A 15,818-nucleotide genomic window follows, 5' to 3' on the forward strand; every position below is an offset into this window, starting at 1 on the left:
CTGATGCCGTGTCAGATGTGGAGGGCTGCGGCAGCAGCCCGTCCGGTCCCGACGACATCACGTGCGCCACGACCACGAAACCGGTGCAGAGGACGACGCCCCACCCCGAGAAGGGTCAGCCCGGCACCGGTGTCAACGGAGAGCCCGCCGGCCGGCCCCGGGCGGCCGGCCCCCTACGCAGGCTCCCCGCGCCCCGAGCAGAACGCCACCGTGAGGTCCCGTACGAGCACCTTGCGCTCGTAGTCGTCCAACTCGACCAGGCCGCGCACGGTCAGCCGGGTCACCGTGTCCTCCACCGAGTCCACCACCGAGCTGAGCATGCTGGCCCGCTGCCGGGCGTCCAGCGCGGCGATCCGGCGCCGGTGCATCGCGGCTGCCACGTCGGGCGCGTACTCCACCCGGACCGGCTGCACCGAGAACACCTCCATTCCGACCGGCGCGGCTTCCGCCGCCACCAGCCGGGTCAGTGCCTCCCCGGCCGCCGCCACCCCGCCCCGCGTCCCACCTGCCGGCTCCACCGCCACCCGGGCCAGCGCCGCTTCCACGCATTCGCGCAGATACGCCTCGTGGTCCTCGATGCCGAGCACGGCTCGCGCGGTGTCCCGCACCCGCCACACCACCAGCACGACCACCCGCAACGCCATGCCGTCGGGGTCCGCCGCGGCCATCGCCTCGCTGCGCCAGTGCCGCAACCGCACGTCGGCCCGGCGGCGCAGCAGCAGCGGGTTGATCCAGAGCAGCCCGGTACGCCGGACCGTCCCCCGGTAACGGCCGAACAGGCCGAGCACCCAGGCCCGTCCGGTCCGCCCCCGGGCCAGCCCCCCGAAGCCGAGCACGCCGAGCGCCCCGGCCCCGACGTAGGCCACCCACTGCGCGGGGCCGAGGCCGGCCCCCGCGTGCGCCGGCAGCCGCAGGGCGTCCGCGGCGAGCGGCGGGAGCAGTCCCGCCCACCAGGTGGTGGCCAGGCATCCGGTGAGCCCGCAGGCTCCGGCCAGCACCCCGGCGGCGCCCGGCAGCACCCGCGCCGGGTGCTCCACCAGCTCCGGGTCGACCTGGGGGAGGGACCTCCTGCGCCCCGGCGCCGGGCGGCTGACGCGGGGTTGCTCGCCGGTGCCCTGCCGCCGGCCCACCACGGCGGGCTTGAGGGGCACCTCCACCGGGTCGGGGTCGTCCCGGAAGAGCAGGTGGACGGGGATCTCGGTGGTCGCCTCGTTCTGGATCAGCCGGGCCGGCCGGACTCCGGCGGCTCCGGCGCCCTCGGGCGGCCCCTCGGATTCGGGCGGTGTGTGCGAGGTGGTCGTACTCATGCGTGCCTCCAGCCTCCGCGCCAGATGCGTCATGAACAGTGGGAATGGAACTAGGGGTGGGACCCACCCCGGTGCTGCGGCACCGGCTAGGTGAACAGCCGCCGCCAGGTCTCCGGGCCCGGATAGCCGTCCGCCGCGCCGCCCCGCCAGCCCTGGGAGCGTTGGAAGGCCTCCACGGCCCGCCGGTCCGCCTCGCCCCAGTGCGGACCGGGACCGATGGAGTAGAAGCGGCCGAATCCTTTCTTCACCAACTGGGCACCCAACCGGGTGATGTAGTCGTTGGTTGCCCCCGGCCGGAACCAGTTCCGGCCGGGGTAGCCGGGCACGCCGTGCGAGGCGGGCAGGGCCGGTCCCGCCTTGGCGGACCTGATGTCCTTGCCCCGGCCCGTGGCGAGCAGTCTCCAGGTTCCCGGACCGGGGAGCCCGTCCGCGTCCGCGCCCGTCCAGCCCTGGGCCTGCTGGAACGCCAGGGTGGCCCGTCGATCCGCCTCACCCCAGACCGGTCCCGGGCCCTTGGTGTAGTACGAGTCGCCGCCCCGGGCCACCAACATCCTGCCGAGTTGGGTGACGTACGTGTTGTCGGCGCCGCGACCGAAGTAGGCCGCACCCGGGAAGGCCGCGGTCGTCTTTCCGGCGGCTGCCGGTTCGGCACCCGCGGTGACGGGGGCGACGCCCTTGTAGCGATAGGGGACGTATGCGCCGGAATGGCTCCAGTAGGCGTAGGGGGTGATCTGGCGACGGGTGCGCGGGGGTGTCTGCTCGTAGGCCGTGTAGTAGGTGTGCGTGTAGTCCGTCCAACCTCCGAAGATCACCACGTGGGAGCCGCGTTCGGGGTCGTCCGGGTTGTGGTACAGCAGGATGTCGCCGGGCTGCAGTTCCTCCTTGGTGATCTTCACTCCGTACTGGTCGAGACTGCCGGTCCATTCGTTGCCCGGCAGGCCCCAGGCCATGGAGACATAGCCCGAGCAGTCCTGCCGGTATCCGTCGGGCCAGTAGGCGTACATGCTGTAGGGGACCTGCGCCGCCACCCAGGTCTTGGCCCGGTTGATGATGTCCGTCCGAGTGGTGGAGGGGATGCGCACGGTGGCCGGCTCGGCCGGCTTGGCCACCGGGCCGTGCAGCGGGGCCTTGGCGCCCTGCGGGGTGCCGGGCTCTCCGTCCCCCGGTACGGCCTGACGGTGCGGGGACTGGCCGGCGGTCAGGGCGGCTGCCGGGGGGACGGCACCGAGGGCGGCGGAGGCCACGGCCACGACCACGACTCCACGGGCAGCCGGGTGACCGCACGGATGGCCGGACTGCGGACGGGGGCTCATCCGCCGCTGGAGAACACAGCCTGGGCAGTCACAGTCGCTCACGGGATCGAATTCCTCGAACGCCGGAGCGGCCATGCGATCTGCCTCACATTCGGGGTGGATTTGTCCGCGAGTGTGCACATTGATCAGTTTCCCAACTGCAACCGGGACGCGCATGCTGACGGTCCGAATGACGTACACGGCTCCCCCGGCCGACCATCGCGTCATCGAAAAGTGGTCGGGAGCACGTTTCCAGGTCGGGTAGAGTTCTCCTCGTCAGCAGGCGCCGCTAGCTCAGTTGGTTAGAGCAGCTGACTCTTAATCAGCGGGTCCGGGGTTCGAGTCCCTGGCGGCGCACCGACCGAAAGGCCCCTCGCAGGAGCGGGGGGCCTTTCGCACGCCCGAAGATCTCCACCGCCGGGGGACGGGTCCCTCTCGCCCCCCGGCTGGACACCGTCGCGCCGGGACGGCGTCGACCCGAGCCCTTCGCGCTTCCGGGCGGCGCCCACCGGCCCTCTGGTTCCTGTCACCCGGCCCCGTCACCCGGGGGGACCTCTGTCCGTCCCCGCGGTCCATCAGGTCGGACCACCCCAACGGCCGGTCTCAACGGCCGGGGGCCGTGCCGGTGAGGTACGCGGAGACCACCACGTTGGCGGTGTAGCTGCGGCTGACGCGGTCATAGGAACCTCCGCACGTGATCAGCCGGAGTTCGGCACGACCCGGCTCGTGAGGGCCGTAGGCCTGCCGGGCGTCGAAACCGGCCCGGGGCAGCACACGGACGTCGTCGATGGTGAACTCGGCGACCCTGCCGTCCGCACGGACCACCCGGACCGTCTCGCCGGGTGTGAGGGTACTGAGCTTGTAGAAGACGGCGGGCCGGGTCTCGGTGTCGACATGCCCCACCAGCAGCGCCGCCCCCTCGGCGCCCGGCGTGGTACCGGAGCCGTACCAGCCGACCACGCCCGGCTGGTCGAAGGGCGGTGGATCGATGGCGCCCCCGCCGTCCAGGCCACGGGCCACCACGGGTGCCTGAACGCCGAGCTGGGGGATGTCGACGCGCTGGGGTGGCGCCTCGCCCAGCGGCTTGGCCGGGGGCGGCAGCCGGACGGGATCGGCGGAACGGCCGATGGTGAACACGTCGCCCGTGGCGGGCCCGCCTGTGCTCTGGCGCACGCCGGTCACCCCCCGGCCCCACAGCCACAGCCCGAGCAACAGCACGGCCCAGGCCACACCGGTGACGAGCCGCCCGGTGCCGGTGCGGGCGGCCGGCTCGTGATCGTCGGTCACGGCGGGTGTCAGCGCCGGCCGCGGCTCCGGCGGGCACGCAGCCCGACGGCGACCGCGGCGATCCCGGCGAGCACCAGGCCGGTCACCGCTTGGGCGGTGCCGGGGCCGGAACCGCTGGCGGCCACGGTCGCGAAGTGGGCGGTACCGCCGCCGCCCGCGTGGACCGGGGCGACGGGCGAGGCCGGAACACCGGTGGGCTCCAACGGCCGGGCGGCGCCCTCCTCCACCACCGTGATCCTGCCTTTGATCACGTATTCGGCGCAGGTGATCTTCACGTCGTAGGCGCCCGGCCTCAGGGAGGAGCGGACCCGGGTTTCGCCGGCCAGAGTGCCCTGCCCGCCGGTCAGGCGGGCGTCGGCGACGAAGGCGGCCGAGACGGCGGTGCCCTGCGGCCCGGTGCACCCCCTGACGCGCAGGGCCACATCAGCGCCCGGCGCCGGGGAGGCGGGGGTCACGGAGACCGAACCTCCGTCCGCCGCGTGGGCCGCCGGGGCGAAGGTGGCCGCGGCCAGGATTCCCGTACAGAGAGTGAGGCGTAGTGAGCCCATCGTGAACCTCCAGACATCAGGAGGTTCCCCCGGCCAAAGCGCCCCCGCATCCCCGGGGGGCGCTCCGCTCCACCGAACGGGTGACACCGTGTTTCGGGGCACGGGACCGCTCCGGCGGGACCGGACCCGACGGAGTGGTCAGACCAGGTTGACCAGGTCCGCGATGGAGTCGACGACCTGGGAGGGCCGGAAGGGATAGCCGTCCACTTCGTCCGGCTGGGTCACACCGCTGAGCACCAGGAAGGTACGCATCCCGGCCTCCAGCCCGGCGAGCACATCCGTGTCCATACGGTCACCGATCATCGCGGAGGTCTCGGAGTGAGCGCCGATCGCGTTCAGGCCGGCCCGCATCATCAGTGGGTTCGGCTTGCCGACAAAATACGGCTTCTTGCCGGTCGCGGCCGTGATCAGGGCAGCGACCGAACCGGTGGCGGGCAGGTCGCCCTCGGTGGAAGGGCCGACGTTGTCGGGGTTGGTGGCGATGAACCGGGCGCCGTCGTTGATCAGCCGTACGGCCTTGGTCAGGGCCTCGAAGGAGTAGGTGCGGGTCTCGCCGAGGATCACGAAATCAGGCTCTTGGTCGGTGAGGATGTAGCCGATGTCGTGCAGCGCGGTGGTCAGGCCGGCTTCGCCGATGACATAGGCGCTGCCGCCGGGCCGCTGGTCGTTCAGGAACTGGGCAGTGGCCAGCGCCGAGGTCCAGATGTTGTCCACCGGCACATCCAGTCCCATGCGCCGCAGCCGGGCGTGCAGATCACGGGCGGTGTAGATGGAGTTGTTGGTGAGCACCAGGAAGGGCCGACCGGAATCACGCAGCTTCTTCAGAAAGGTGTCGGCGCCGGGGATCGGCACCCCCTCGTGGATCAGGACGCCGTCCATGTCGGTGAGCCATGACTCTATGGGCTTTCGGTCTGCCATGTTGTGCGTCTCCTGGCGTGCGTACGGTCGTGAAGCGGGGGCGCCGGAACCACGGCGTACCGACGGCCCCCAGCCTAGTCAGGACCGTGCGATCCGGACCCTGCCGATCCCCCGTTACCTGGCGCCGGCCCCGGTGCGGCACAAGCGGACGCGGGAAGGCCGGGTCACGCTGCCGCAGCGGCCGACCCCGAAGCGGGTCCCTTGGCGTTGGCGTTCTCGCGGGTGAGGCACCGAAGGGGACGCCCGTCTCACCGGGCTCCCGTGAGCAGGGCGGGCAGATCGGCGACGGAGTCCAGGACGTGGGTGGCACCGGCGGCACGGAAGGCGGGGTCCGCGTGGGCCCCGGTGCGCACGCCGGCGACCACCCCGGCACCCGCCCGTACGCCGCTGAGGACGTCGTAGGAGGTGTCGCCCGCGACCGCGACCTGCCGCACGTCCTCCGCGGCCTGCGTGCGCACGAAGGCCTCCAGCACCATGTCCGGGAAGGGCCGTCCGCGCCCACCGGCGTCGGCCGGGCAGAGGGTGAGCGGCACGAGGTCCCGCCAGCCGAGGGCGTCCAGGACTGCGTCTTGGGTGACACGGGCGAAGCCGGTGGCCAGGACGACGGTACGACCGCTGCCGGCCAGTTCCTCGATGGCCCCACGGGCGCCGGGAACGGGGGTGACCAGACCACCCTCGACGAGACCCGCGTACGCCTCCTGGAAGGCGGCGTTGGCGCGCCGGGCACGGGCCTCGTCCCCGAACAGCCGCCGGAAGACGGAGATCTTGGACTCGCCCATGGTCGCGCGGACATGGGCGAGGTGTTCGGTGTGCCGGGCCGAACCGGGCTCGACCCCCAGTCCGGCGGCAGCCGCGGTGAAGGCGCGCTCGACGAGACCGCCGTCGGCGACGGTCGTGCCGGCCATGTCGAGGACGACGAGACGGATGTCACGGACGCCTGTGCTCAGCTTCCTCACCAACCCAGTTCGTTCGCAGTGGTTTCGGCTACCGCGGGCGCGCAGGTCATACCACGCCCGCCGGGCCCGGTGACCAGCCAGACCCCATCGCTCACCTGCTGCCGGTGCACCACCCGGCCCGGGTCGGTGCACTGTGCGTACACGCCGGCCCAACGGCGCCGGATCTTCGGCAGCGGGCGGCCGAGCAGGGACTCGGCGACTTCGGCGAGATGGTCGTAGGGGTCCTCGACGGTGTCGAAGGCGAAGGGGTGCTCGTACTCGTGGGTGTCACCGATGGTCAGGCCGCCGTCGGCGCGCTGCACCATGAGCAGCTGCACGCGATGCCCAGCAGCGGTCGGCGACTGCGGCTGCCGCGCGTTGAACTCGTCCAGCGCCGCGGAGGCGTACGCCGGGTAGTAACGGAAACTGTCGGCGTCCGCGACCGAGGTCGTGAGCGGCTCGCCCAGCGGATCGGTCTGCATCATCTGCAGCCGCACGCGACGCACGGGCAGCTTGGGCCCGGCGAGTTCGCGGACGAGCCCACCCAGCCAGGCTCCGGTGCACAGTACGACGGCATCGGCGTGGTGCACCTCACCGCGATCGTCGCGTACGGCCGCGGCACCGACCACGTCACGCACCTCTCGCCCCGGCAGAAAGGTGTAGTGGGGGGACTTGAGCAATTCTGCTCGCAGGGCGAGTTGAGCGGTACGGGGCTCGACCGCGGCGTCCTGCCGGCAGAGCAGTGCGGCCGTGAAGTCGCCGCGCAGGGCGGGGTTGATGGCCCGCGCCTCGCCGGGGGTCAGCATCTGATAACCGCGGGCGGTGGCGTCCCGACGAGCAGTGGCGGCCTCGGCGACGGCGCATTCGAGCGGCCCCCGCACGGGGGTGAGGGAGCCGTTGGCGCGGAAGCCGAGGCCGGGCACCCGGCCGCCGATCCGCTCCCACAGCTCACGTGCCCGCAGCGCGGCCGCCAGTTCCGTACCGCCGGCCCGCCCACTGACCCAGAGCTGACCGAAGTTGCGCAGCGAAGCGCCGCGCGCCTCCTCCTCACGCTCGATCTGGACGACCTGATGGCCGCGTTCCACGGCCTGCCAGGCATGCATCGTGCCCAGCACGCCCGCTCCCACGACTGTCACTCTCACGGCGGCGAAGCTCCTCGCGATCGGGGAACCAGAGGGGTCCGGCTGACCGTGCCAGCGTGAACGACACCGGCACATTTGGGCTAGACCCGTTATTATTTCGTTATTCTTCAGAGGGTCGGGAGTGGAGGGCGGCGAGGACGGTTGCTCCGCCGCGGACGGGGCGCGCCTCAGCCAGACAGACGGGTCGTGCCAGACAGACGGGTCGTGAAGGAGAAACGGTCTCCGCGGTAGAGACTGCGCACGCGCTCCAGCGGCCCCCCGTCCACGTCCCGGGAGATCCGGTGGATCAGCAGCATCGGCAGCGCGGGCGGAGTGCCGATGAGCAGGGCCTCGCGCGGTGTGGCCAACACGGTCTCGATGCGTTCGTCGGCATCGCCGAAGGCGATGCCCCGAGTCGTGAGATAGGCGTAGAAGGAGGAGTCGGGGTCGAAGTCGGTGTCCAGACGGGGCACCCGCCCGACCGCGACGTAGGTGCTCTCCAGACCGACCCGCTCCTCATCGGCCAGCAGCACACGCTCCAGATGCCACACCGGTTCCCCCCGGTTCAGCCCGGTCTCGGCGGCGAGGGCGTCCGGGCACGGGAAACGGTCCAGGGTGACGAGGTTCCGCCCGGGCGTGCGCCCCTGCCGGCGCACGCCCTCGGTGTAGCTGGCCAGGGACAGTGGCTGGGTCAGTTTGGGTCCGGCAACGACCGTCCCGCGACCCCGGCGCCTGAGCCGTCCCTCCAGCACCAGCTCCCGTACGGCCTGCCGCACGGTCTCGCGGGCGACGTCGTACCGCTCGGCGAGATCCCGTTCGGTGGGGATGACGCCGCCCTCCCCCAGCTCCTCCAGCAACGCCGCGATCCGCGCTTTCACCGCGTAGTACTTGGGGATGCGCCCGTGCTCGGGAATGCCGGAGCGCACGGGAGCGCCGGGGGCCTGGTCGTTCGGGTAGTCCACGCAGGGATCGTCGCAGATGCGCGGCCCCGCGGTGTATGGGGACGGGGGCGAGCGGGGCGAGGAGCTCAGCGCCGACTGCGGACCAGCAGAAACACACCGCTCCCGACACCCAGCAGGGCGACGGCGACGGCGGCGACCGGCCCGCGGGCGAGCCCGAGTCCGGTACGCGCCAACTCGCGGACCCGCTCCCCGGCCTCCTGCGCTTCCCTGGCGAAGGGGAGGGAGGAGCCTGCGGTCGGGGTGCCGGCTCCGGGCGTGGCCTGTGGGGTACCGGGCGGGGTGGTCCTCGCCTCCTGCACGTCCCCGGTGCCGGCCTCGTCCGGCGTGGCATCACCGTCCTGACCGATGCCGAACTGGTAGGCGTTGGACTCCCCGACCCAGTCCCCGTCCGCACCGCGGCGCTGGACGACGGCGGCTCTGGCGGTGACCTCGTCGGAAACGGCGTCGGAGGTGAGCGCGAGTCTGATCTTGACGCTGACGGTCCGGCCGGCCGGCACGGTGAACCCCTTGAAACCGGCCCCGTCGAGCACTCCGACCAGTTCCTGCTCGTCGGTGGCGTCGAACGCCACCGGCCGCACCCGGTCACCGTCGTAGAACTCCAGCTTGGTCTGGTCCGGTTTCAGGGCGCGCTTGTCGTCGACCAGGACGACGACCGGGTGGATGTCGGTGCAGGTGCGGTGGGTCGTGTTGGTGAGGTCGATGTACCAGGTGCCGAACCCGCCCCCCGCCTCGTAGTCACCGGGCCCGCCCCGGATCCGGGCGGCCAGCGGAAAGGCCCGTGCGTCCGTGGCCGCGCAGGAGGCGGGCGCCTCGGCTAAGGCGGCTTCCGGCGCCGCCATGGGGACGGCGACGGCGGTGACGGCTGCGGCGAGGCAGAGGGACCGGGGCAGGGGCGAGGAAGAGGGCAAGGAAGAGGGCAGGGACCGGAACCGGGGAAGGGACCTGAACAAGGACCGGGACGAGGGCAGTCGCATGAACACATGACCATGCCGGGTGGGGTGGCGGGACGGGCGGCGCCGCTCCGCAGGCGGGACCGGACTCCGCTCGATCGGCGCAGCCGCTTCGGCACCCTGCCACGATCGCCCGTCCCGGCGTCGCCCGCAGCTCCGGCCGGACCCGCGATCGGGCCGGACGCGCCACTCCCCGGAACGCAGTGCGAGGTGGTCCGGACGGCAACGCCCGTGCAATGCCGGTCCCACCGGCTGTCACCCTGCCCCCCGTCCGAACAACGGCGCCAGGAGCAACTGCGCGGCCCCCTCGGCCACCACTCGCTCCCCGCACGGAGCGACCCGCACCGGCACCCGCCCGGCGGGCGCCCCGGCCCGCCGGGCGCGCGCTTCCAGCACCTCACCGACCCCCCGCACATACGCCTCGGGCGCGCCCGCGACCGTCCGCCCACCGAGCAGCACCACATCGATGTCGAGCAAACCCACCAGGTTCCCGGCCGCGACCCCCAGCACCCGTGCGGCCTCCGCTGCATCGCCCCGCGCCACGGCCCCCAGGCACAGCGCCTCGACGCACCCCTGGTTCCCGCACTCGCACAACGGTCCGTCGAGCTGGATCACCTGGTGCCCGAACTCCCCCGCCCCGGTCCGCGCCCCCCGATGCACCCTCCCGTCGAACACCAGCCCGGCGCCGAGCCCCGACCCCAGATGCAGGTACGCGAAGGAACCCCGCGGGTTCCCGTTGCTCCCGTTCCCGCTGCCGGCCGCGCCCGTGACCGCCAGCCCGAGAGCGGCGGCGTTGGTGTCCTTGTCCACCACGACCGGCACCCCCAACCACTCGGCGAGCGCGTCCCGCAACGGGAAGCCGTTCCAGCGGGGAAACCCGGTGACCCGGTGCAGCACCCCCCGCACATGATCCAGTGGGCCCGGAAGCGCCACCCCCACTCCCAGCAGCGGCCCGAACCCGGCGAGCCCCCGGACCGGGCGACACCCCCGAGGCCGGCGAGCCCCCCACCGCTGGCCTCGCGGCCGGCCGGTCCCAAGCCGTCCCGCACCAGGACCCGCACCGCGTCCCCCACCGCGCCGAGCACGACCTCCGCCTCCGCCCCCAGGTCCAGGTCCCCTCCCCGCTCCGCCACGACGGCTCCGTCCAGGTCGACGAGGACCACCCGCAGCTCGTCGCGGTCCAGATGCACCCCCACCGCATGCCCCGCTTCCGGCACCAGCCGCAGCACCGTCCGCGGCTTGCCCCCGGTCGACACCTGTCGCCCGGCCTCTGCCACTAGCCCCTCCTCCCGCAGCCGCCCCATGATCTTGCTGACGGCCTGCGGGGTCAGCCCGGTGCGTTCGGCCAGCTCCAAGCGGCTGATGCCCTCACCCCCGGCATCCCGCAGCAGACCCAGCACCAGCGCGGTGTTGTGGCTGCGGACCGCGCCCAGATTCGCTCCCGCTGGCCCACTGCTCCTCGTCGCCCTGTTCACGCCCCCCATTCTGCCCACCACTTGCACTTTGGCAACAGCGTTGCCAAAGTGGGGAGCATGACCGCTGCCCCCTTCCGTGTCGGCCTGATCGGCTACGGCCTCGCAGGCTCCGTGTTCCACGCCCCGCTGATCGCTGCCGCTGAGGGTCTGACCCTGGACACGGTGGTCACCTCCGCCCCGGACCGGCAGCGGCAGGCCCGCACCGAGTTCCCGAACGTACGGCTCGCCCGCGGCACCGACGAACTATTCGACCGCGCCGATGAGTTGGACCTGGTGGTCGTCGCCTCGCCGAACCGGACACACGTACCGCTGGCCACGGCGGCCCTCAGCGCGGGCCTACCGGTGGTGGTGGACAAACCCGTTGCCGGCACGGCGGCCGAGGCCCGCGCGCTCGCCGCCCTCGCAGAGGAGCGCGGCCTCCTCCTCTCGGTCTTCCAGAACCGCCGCTGGGACAACGACTTCCTGACCCTGCGCAAGCTGCTCGCGGACGGCGAACTCGGCGAACCCTGGCGCTTCGAGTCCCGCTTCGAACGCTGGCGCCCGAAGCCCAAGGGTGGCTGGCGCGAGTCCGGCGACCCGACAGAGATCGGAGGTCTGCTGTACGACCTCGGCAGCCACGTCGTCGACCAGGCCCTGGTCCTCTTCGGCCCGGCCACCGAGGTGTACGCCGAGGCGGACATCCGCCGCCCCGGCGCCGAGACCGACGACGACACCTTCATCGCGCTCACCCACGCCAGCGGCGTCCGCTCCCACCTCCACGTCTCCGCCACAGCCGCCCAGCTCGGCCCGCGCTTCCGGGTGCTGGGCTCCCGCGCGGGTTACGTGAAGTACGGCCTGGACCCGCAGGAGACAGCGCTGCGCGAGGGCGGCCGTCCCGGCGGCACCGGCGGATGGGGGACGGAGGGCGAGTCCCTGTGGGGCCGGATCGGCTCCGGGCAGTCCCCGCTGACCGGCGGCGGCACGCCCGTGCCCACCCTGCCGGGCGACTACCCCGCCTACTACGCGGCGGTCGCCGGCGCCCTGGCCGGCACCGGCCCCAACCCGGTGACCGCCCTGGAGGCGGCCACCACCCTGGACGTACTGGAAGCGGCCCGCAGGTCGGCCCGGAACAAGGTGACGGTGACCCTCTGATGCACCACCCGAAGATCACCCCGAAGTCCGCACCCGAGATCACCCCCAGCCCGGCGGAACTGGAGGCGCAGGAACGCCGCCTGGTATTCCGACGGTTCACCCACACCGACGCCTGGGCGCTCGGCACCCTCCTGGTCGAGCTGGCCCGGGAACGACAGGCGCCGGTCGCCATCGACATCCACCGCGCCGGCCAGCAGCTCTTTCACGCCGCCCTGCCCGGCTCCACCCCTGACAACGACGCCTGGATCGCCCGCAAGCGCCGGGTGGTGGAACGCTACGGTGCCTCCTCCTACCTCGTCGGTGCCCGCTTCCGAGCCAGGGGGACCACGTTCGAGGAATCCTCCCGCCTCGACCCCGGTGCCTACGCCGCCCACGGCGGCTCGTTCCCGATCAACGTCGAGAACACCGGCGTCATCGGAGCGGTGACGGTCTCCGGCCTGCCGCAGCTCCAGGACCACAGGTTCGTGGTCGAGGCGCTGGAACACTTCCTGCACGGGACAGAACAGGCACGGGATTAACCCGACGGTTGCCCCGGTTGGCACGGCTGCACGGCCGTCACGGCATCACGCTCACCCGGAGGGACCACAGCCCATGACCAACGCATTGCGGCGGACCGTCGGACGATACGGCATCTGGAGCGCCGGTCTGCGCGCGGAGGATCCCGCCCGCCGCAGCGAACTGGCCGAGGCCGCAGCCGAGTTGCAGGAACTCGGCTACGGAGCGGTGTGGCTGGGCCGCAGTAGCGCAGCCCACCATGCCGTTCCGCTCTTGCAGGCCACCCGCTCCCTCACCGTCGGCACCAGCATCCAGAGCATCTGGCAGCACCAGGCCGACGCGAGCGCGGCGGCCTTCGCCGAAGTAGAGGCCGCCCACCCCGGCCGCTTCGTGCTCGGCCTCGGGGTGAGCCACGCCAAGCTCGCCGACCAGTACCGTCGCCCGTACTCGGCGCTCGTCGCCTACCTCGACGCCCTGGATGCGGCCGGGGTCCCCATCGCGCGCCGCGTGCTGGCCGCCCTCGGTCCGAAGACCCTGGAGCTGTCCCGTGACCGGGCGGCGGGCGCGGTGCCGTACCTGGTCACCGCGGAACACACCGCACGGGCCCGCGAGATCCTCGGCGAAGGCCCCCTGCTCGCTCCGGAGTTGAAGGTCGTCCTGGAGAGTGATCCGGCCCGCGCCCGCGCACTCGCCCGCGACAGCCTCGCGCTGTACCTCGCACTGCCGAACTACACCAACAACTTCCTGCGCCTCGGCTTCACCGAGGAGGACCTGGCGGACGGCGGCAGCGACCGACTGGTCGACTCGGTCTTCGCCTGGGGCGACGACGACCGTGTCCGCGAACGGATCAACGCCTTCCAGGAGGCGGGCGCGGACCATGTGGCGCTCCAAGTGGTGTTCGACGGCCCCAGGGACGCCCTGCCGAGAGAGGAATGGCGCCGTCTGGCGTCCTTGCTCGCCTGACCAGCCCCCACCCGGGGGACGCCCGTCCGGGGGCGCGGGGAGCCACATGGACAGCGGCGAGGCCGCGATCCCCGACGCCCCCGGCCCCGGCCCCGGCCCCAGAGTGGCTACGCGTCCTTCAGCTCCTGCCGCTGCCGGCCGAGCCCCCTGATCTCCAACTCCACCACGTCCCCGGCCCGCAGATACGGCTTCGGCTCGGGCTGCCCCATCGCCACCCCGGCCGGCGTCCCCGTATTGACGACGTCGCCGGGGTACAGCGTCATGAACCGGCTGAGGTACCGCACGACCTCCCCGACCGGAAAGATCTGCTCGGCCGTCGTGCCGTCCTGCTTCAGCTCTCCGTTGACCCACAGCTTCAGCGGGAGCCGCTGCGGATCCGGTACCTCGTCCGCCGTCACCAACCACGGCCCCAGCGGGTTGAACGTCTCGCAGTTCTTGCCCTTGTCCCAGGTTCCGCCCCGTTCGATCTGGAACTCCCGCTCGGAGACGTCGTGCGCCACCGCGTATCCGGCTACGTGGGCGAGCCCTTCCTCGGCCGACTCCAGGCAGCGGGCCGTACGCCCGATGACGACGGCGAGTTCCACCTCCCAGTCGGTCTTCACCGAGCCGCGCGGCACGAGCACGGTGTCGTAGGGCCCGACGACCGTGTCCGGCGCCTTGAGGAAGACCACCGGCTCGGCGGGCGGCTCGGCGCCCGTCTCGCGGGCATGGTCGTGGTAGTTGAGCCCGATGCACACGATCTTGCCGATGCGGCCAAGCGGCGGCCCGATCCGCAGCCCCGCCGCCTCCAGTGTGGGCAGTTCGCCCGCCTCGGCCGCCGCCCGTACCCGACCGAGCAGTGTGTCGTCGGCGAGGAGCGCGCCGTCGATGTCGTCCACGAGGTCAGACAGGTCGCGCAGGGTCCCCTCGGCATCGAGTAGCGCCGGTCGCTCCGCCCCCGCCGTACCGACTCGCAGCAGCTTCATGATCACAATCTCCTTCGATCGTGGGGCGCCCGGCCGATGGGTGCAGCCATCGGAGGACTGGCTGATCCTCCAATCCCCCTGTCCAGTCCGCAAGACCCTGTTCATGTACTGGACCGCACGGAACCGGACCCGGCCCATGGCCACGGGCCGGGTCCCGCCCTCGGCGATCCCGGCACCCCTACCGGTACAGTGCGGCCCGCTCGACCGCGCTCCACGTGGTGCTGGTCACGACGTACAGCGCCGCCGCGAGCGGTACGACCGCCACGGTCACCAGCGTGCAGAAGGACATGAACGGCATGACCTTGCTGACCGTGTCGAGCCCGGGCGCCTTCGGGCCGTCAGCCGTACCCGCCCCGGCCGGGTCCTTCGCCATCGTCAGCTTCGCGTGCCGGTAGTTGACGACGGCGATGGCCGCGACGAGGGCAAAGAGGCCGACATAGACGAGGCCCGCCGGGCCGAACACCGCGCCGTCGGCGAGCACGTCGGCCCACCGTCCGCCGAGCGGTGCCGCGAACAGCCGGTGCATGAGCAGTCCATTGCTCTCACCGCCGATCGTGGAGCTGGAGAACAGGTGGTAGAGGAGGAAGAAGGCGGGCAGCTGGAGCAGGCTGGGCAGGCAGCCGGACAGCGGCGACACCTTTTCCTCCGCATGCAGCTCCACCATCGCCTTCTGCAACCGCTGGCGATCCTTGCCGTGCTTCTCGCGTAGTTCGGCGATCCTCGGCTGGAGCGCGACACGGGCGCGTCGGCCGCGGGCGGCGGCCCGGGACAACGGGTGGACGAGAAGTCGTACGAACGCGGTGAACAGAACGATCGCGGCGGCAGCCGCGGAGGCGTGGAAGAGCGGCGTCAACAGGTCGGCCAGGTGCTCGACCAGGTGGGCGGAGGCGGAGAAGACGGACATGGCTGAGCCCTCCGGGGGTCTCGTCGTGCCGGAAACGGGAAGAGCGGCATGACGACCCGCGCAGGGTCATGTGCTGATGTGCAGCGTGCGGTGCCCTACGCGGCGGTCGCCGGAAGGGCGTGCCCGGGTGCCCTGGGCCGCCGGCGTCCGGGCGCGTCGGGATCGCGTTGCGGCAGGAAGGCCGTGCGCCGGGCCCGGTCGCGTATCGCCGTACGCACCCGGGTGGGCGGGACGGCGGGGGCGCAGCGGGCGGCGAGGAGGGAGCACAGGGCGAGTACGGAGCCTGCGGCAGCGGTCGCGGCGAGCGCGAGGGCCGTGGTGAGGCCACCGGTGTCGAGAAGCCCACTCTGGAGGACCAGCAACTGCGTCAGGACCAGCAGCAGGGCGAAGGGATGCCAGGTGACGCGACTGCGCATCAAAGCCCCCTTCCCACGACTCGCTGCGGCCTTCAACCGGCCCGTGCGTTCGCCGAGTGGTGCCGTCCCGATCATACCGACTGGTGCGGTGTCGGTCGTACAATCTCGGCCTCCGGCAACTCCTCGCCGAGCGGGATCCGGGAGTACCG

At 72.4% G+C, this 15,818-nt stretch carries 15 protein-coding genes, 1 tRNA gene and 1 pseudogene; 4 read left to right on the top strand and 13 right to left on the bottom strand.

Annotation, left to right across the window (positions count from 1 at the left end):
• Nucleotides 1-173 precede the first annotated feature (173 nt).
• Entirely contained in the window at nt 174-1,307 is a 1,134-nt protein-coding gene (locus LK06_RS10980; protein WP_039649332.1) for an SPFH domain-containing protein, read from the bottom strand.
• Nucleotides 1,308-1,393: 86 nt separating this feature from the next.
• Nucleotides 1,394-2,695, bottom strand: coding sequence for a peptidoglycan-binding protein (locus LK06_RS10985; RefSeq protein WP_039649334.1), 1,302 nt, complete (start codon nt 2,693-2,695; stop codon nt 1,394-1,396).
• A gap of 187 nt (nt 2,696-2,882) precedes the next feature.
• Between LK06_RS10985 and LK06_RS10990 the strand changes: the two genes are divergently transcribed.
• Nucleotides 2,883-2,956, top strand: a tRNA-Lys gene (locus LK06_RS10990).
• 246 nt (nt 2,957-3,202) lie between these two features.
• Here the strand turns inward: LK06_RS10990 and LK06_RS10995 are convergent.
• The 8 genes and pseudogenes from LK06_RS10995 to LK06_RS11030 form a co-directional block, all read right to left on the bottom strand.
• Nucleotides 3,203-3,886, bottom strand: a complete 684-nt coding sequence (locus tag LK06_RS10995) for a class F sortase (protein WP_039649336.1) — start codon at nt 3,884-3,886, stop codon at nt 3,203-3,205.
• An 8-nt stretch (nt 3,887-3,894) separates the two neighbouring features.
• Nucleotides 3,895-4,434 carry a hypothetical protein gene (locus LK06_RS11000; RefSeq protein WP_039649338.1) on the bottom strand — a complete coding sequence of 180 codons (540 nt, stop codon included), beginning with the start codon at nt 4,432-4,434 and terminating at the stop codon, nt 3,895-3,897.
• Between the two features lie 138 nt (nt 4,435-4,572).
• Nucleotides 4,573-5,352: an HAD-IIA family hydrolase gene (locus LK06_RS11005; RefSeq protein ID WP_039649341.1), complete on the bottom strand. Its 780-nt coding sequence runs from the start codon at nt 5,350-5,352 to the stop codon at nt 4,573-4,575.
• A 248-nt stretch (nt 5,353-5,600) separates the two neighbouring features.
• Nucleotides 5,601-6,308: an HAD family hydrolase gene (locus tag LK06_RS11010; protein WP_267886068.1), complete on the bottom strand. Its 708-nt coding sequence runs from the start codon at nt 6,306-6,308 to the stop codon at nt 5,601-5,603.
• The gene (locus LK06_RS11015; protein WP_039649345.1) at nt 6,305-7,429 is read right to left on the bottom strand and encodes a TIGR03364 family FAD-dependent oxidoreductase; all 1,125 of its coding nucleotides are present in this window, start codon (nt 7,427-7,429) and stop codon (nt 6,305-6,307) included. The genes LK06_RS11010 and LK06_RS11015 overlap by 4 nt, the downstream gene beginning before the upstream one ends.
• A gap of 167 nt (nt 7,430-7,596) precedes the next feature.
• Complete coding sequence (locus LK06_RS11020) at nt 7,597-8,370, bottom strand: GntR family transcriptional regulator (RefSeq protein ID WP_039649347.1); 774 nt, start codon at nt 8,368-8,370, stop codon at nt 7,597-7,599.
• 65 nt (nt 8,371-8,435) lie between these two features.
• Entirely contained in the window at nt 8,436-9,278 is an 843-nt protein-coding gene (locus LK06_RS11025; protein ID WP_039649425.1) for a hypothetical protein, read from the bottom strand.
• Nucleotides 9,279-9,575: 297 nt separating this feature from the next.
• A pseudogene (locus LK06_RS11030) lies at nt 9,576-10,804 on the bottom strand (ROK family transcriptional regulator).
• Between the two features lie 48 nt (nt 10,805-10,852).
• Between LK06_RS11030 and LK06_RS11035 the strand changes: the two are divergent.
• The 3 genes from LK06_RS11035 to LK06_RS11045 all read left to right on the top strand — a co-directional run bounded on the left by LK06_RS11035 (nt 10,853) and on the right by LK06_RS11045 (nt 13,384).
• A complete protein-coding gene (locus LK06_RS11035; RefSeq protein WP_039649355.1) occupies nt 10,853-11,926 on the top strand; it encodes a Gfo/Idh/MocA family protein in 1,074 nt (357 codons plus the stop codon).
• Nucleotides 11,926-12,444, top strand: coding sequence for a heme-degrading domain-containing protein (locus LK06_RS11040; RefSeq protein ID WP_043404528.1), 519 nt, complete (start codon nt 11,926-11,928; stop codon nt 12,442-12,444). Before LK06_RS11035 ends, LK06_RS11040 begins: the two co-directional genes overlap by 1 nt.
• Before the next feature lie 73 nt (nt 12,445-12,517).
• Entirely contained in the window at nt 12,518-13,384 is an 867-nt protein-coding gene (locus LK06_RS11045) for an LLM class F420-dependent oxidoreductase (RefSeq protein ID WP_039649359.1), read from the top strand.
• A 107-nt stretch (nt 13,385-13,491) separates the two neighbouring features.
• Here LK06_RS11045 and LK06_RS11050 read toward each other — a convergent pair whose 3' ends face one another.
• The 3 genes from LK06_RS11050 to LK06_RS11060 all read right to left on the bottom strand — a co-directional run bounded on the left by LK06_RS11050 (nt 13,492) and on the right by LK06_RS11060 (nt 15,669).
• Nucleotides 13,492-14,349 carry a fumarylacetoacetate hydrolase family protein gene (locus LK06_RS11050; protein ID WP_039649362.1) on the bottom strand — a complete coding sequence of 286 codons (858 nt, stop codon included), beginning with the start codon at nt 14,347-14,349 and terminating at the stop codon, nt 13,492-13,494.
• 178 nt (nt 14,350-14,527) lie between these two features.
• Nucleotides 14,528-15,253 (bottom strand): YidC/Oxa1 family membrane protein insertase, encoded by a 726-nt coding sequence (locus tag LK06_RS11055; RefSeq protein ID WP_043404531.1) that lies wholly within the window; start codon nt 15,251-15,253, stop codon nt 14,528-14,530.
• 95 nt (nt 15,254-15,348) lie between these two features.
• Nucleotides 15,349-15,669, bottom strand: coding sequence for a DUF6412 domain-containing protein (locus LK06_RS11060; RefSeq protein ID WP_039649366.1), 321 nt, complete (start codon nt 15,667-15,669; stop codon nt 15,349-15,351).
• Between the last annotated feature and the right edge of the window lie 149 nt (nt 15,670-15,818).

Origin of the sequence: Streptomyces pluripotens, from assembly GCF_000802245.2 — a bacterium.
Taxonomy (GTDB): domain Bacteria; phylum Actinomycetota; class Actinomycetes; order Streptomycetales; family Streptomycetaceae; genus Streptomyces; species Streptomyces pluripotens.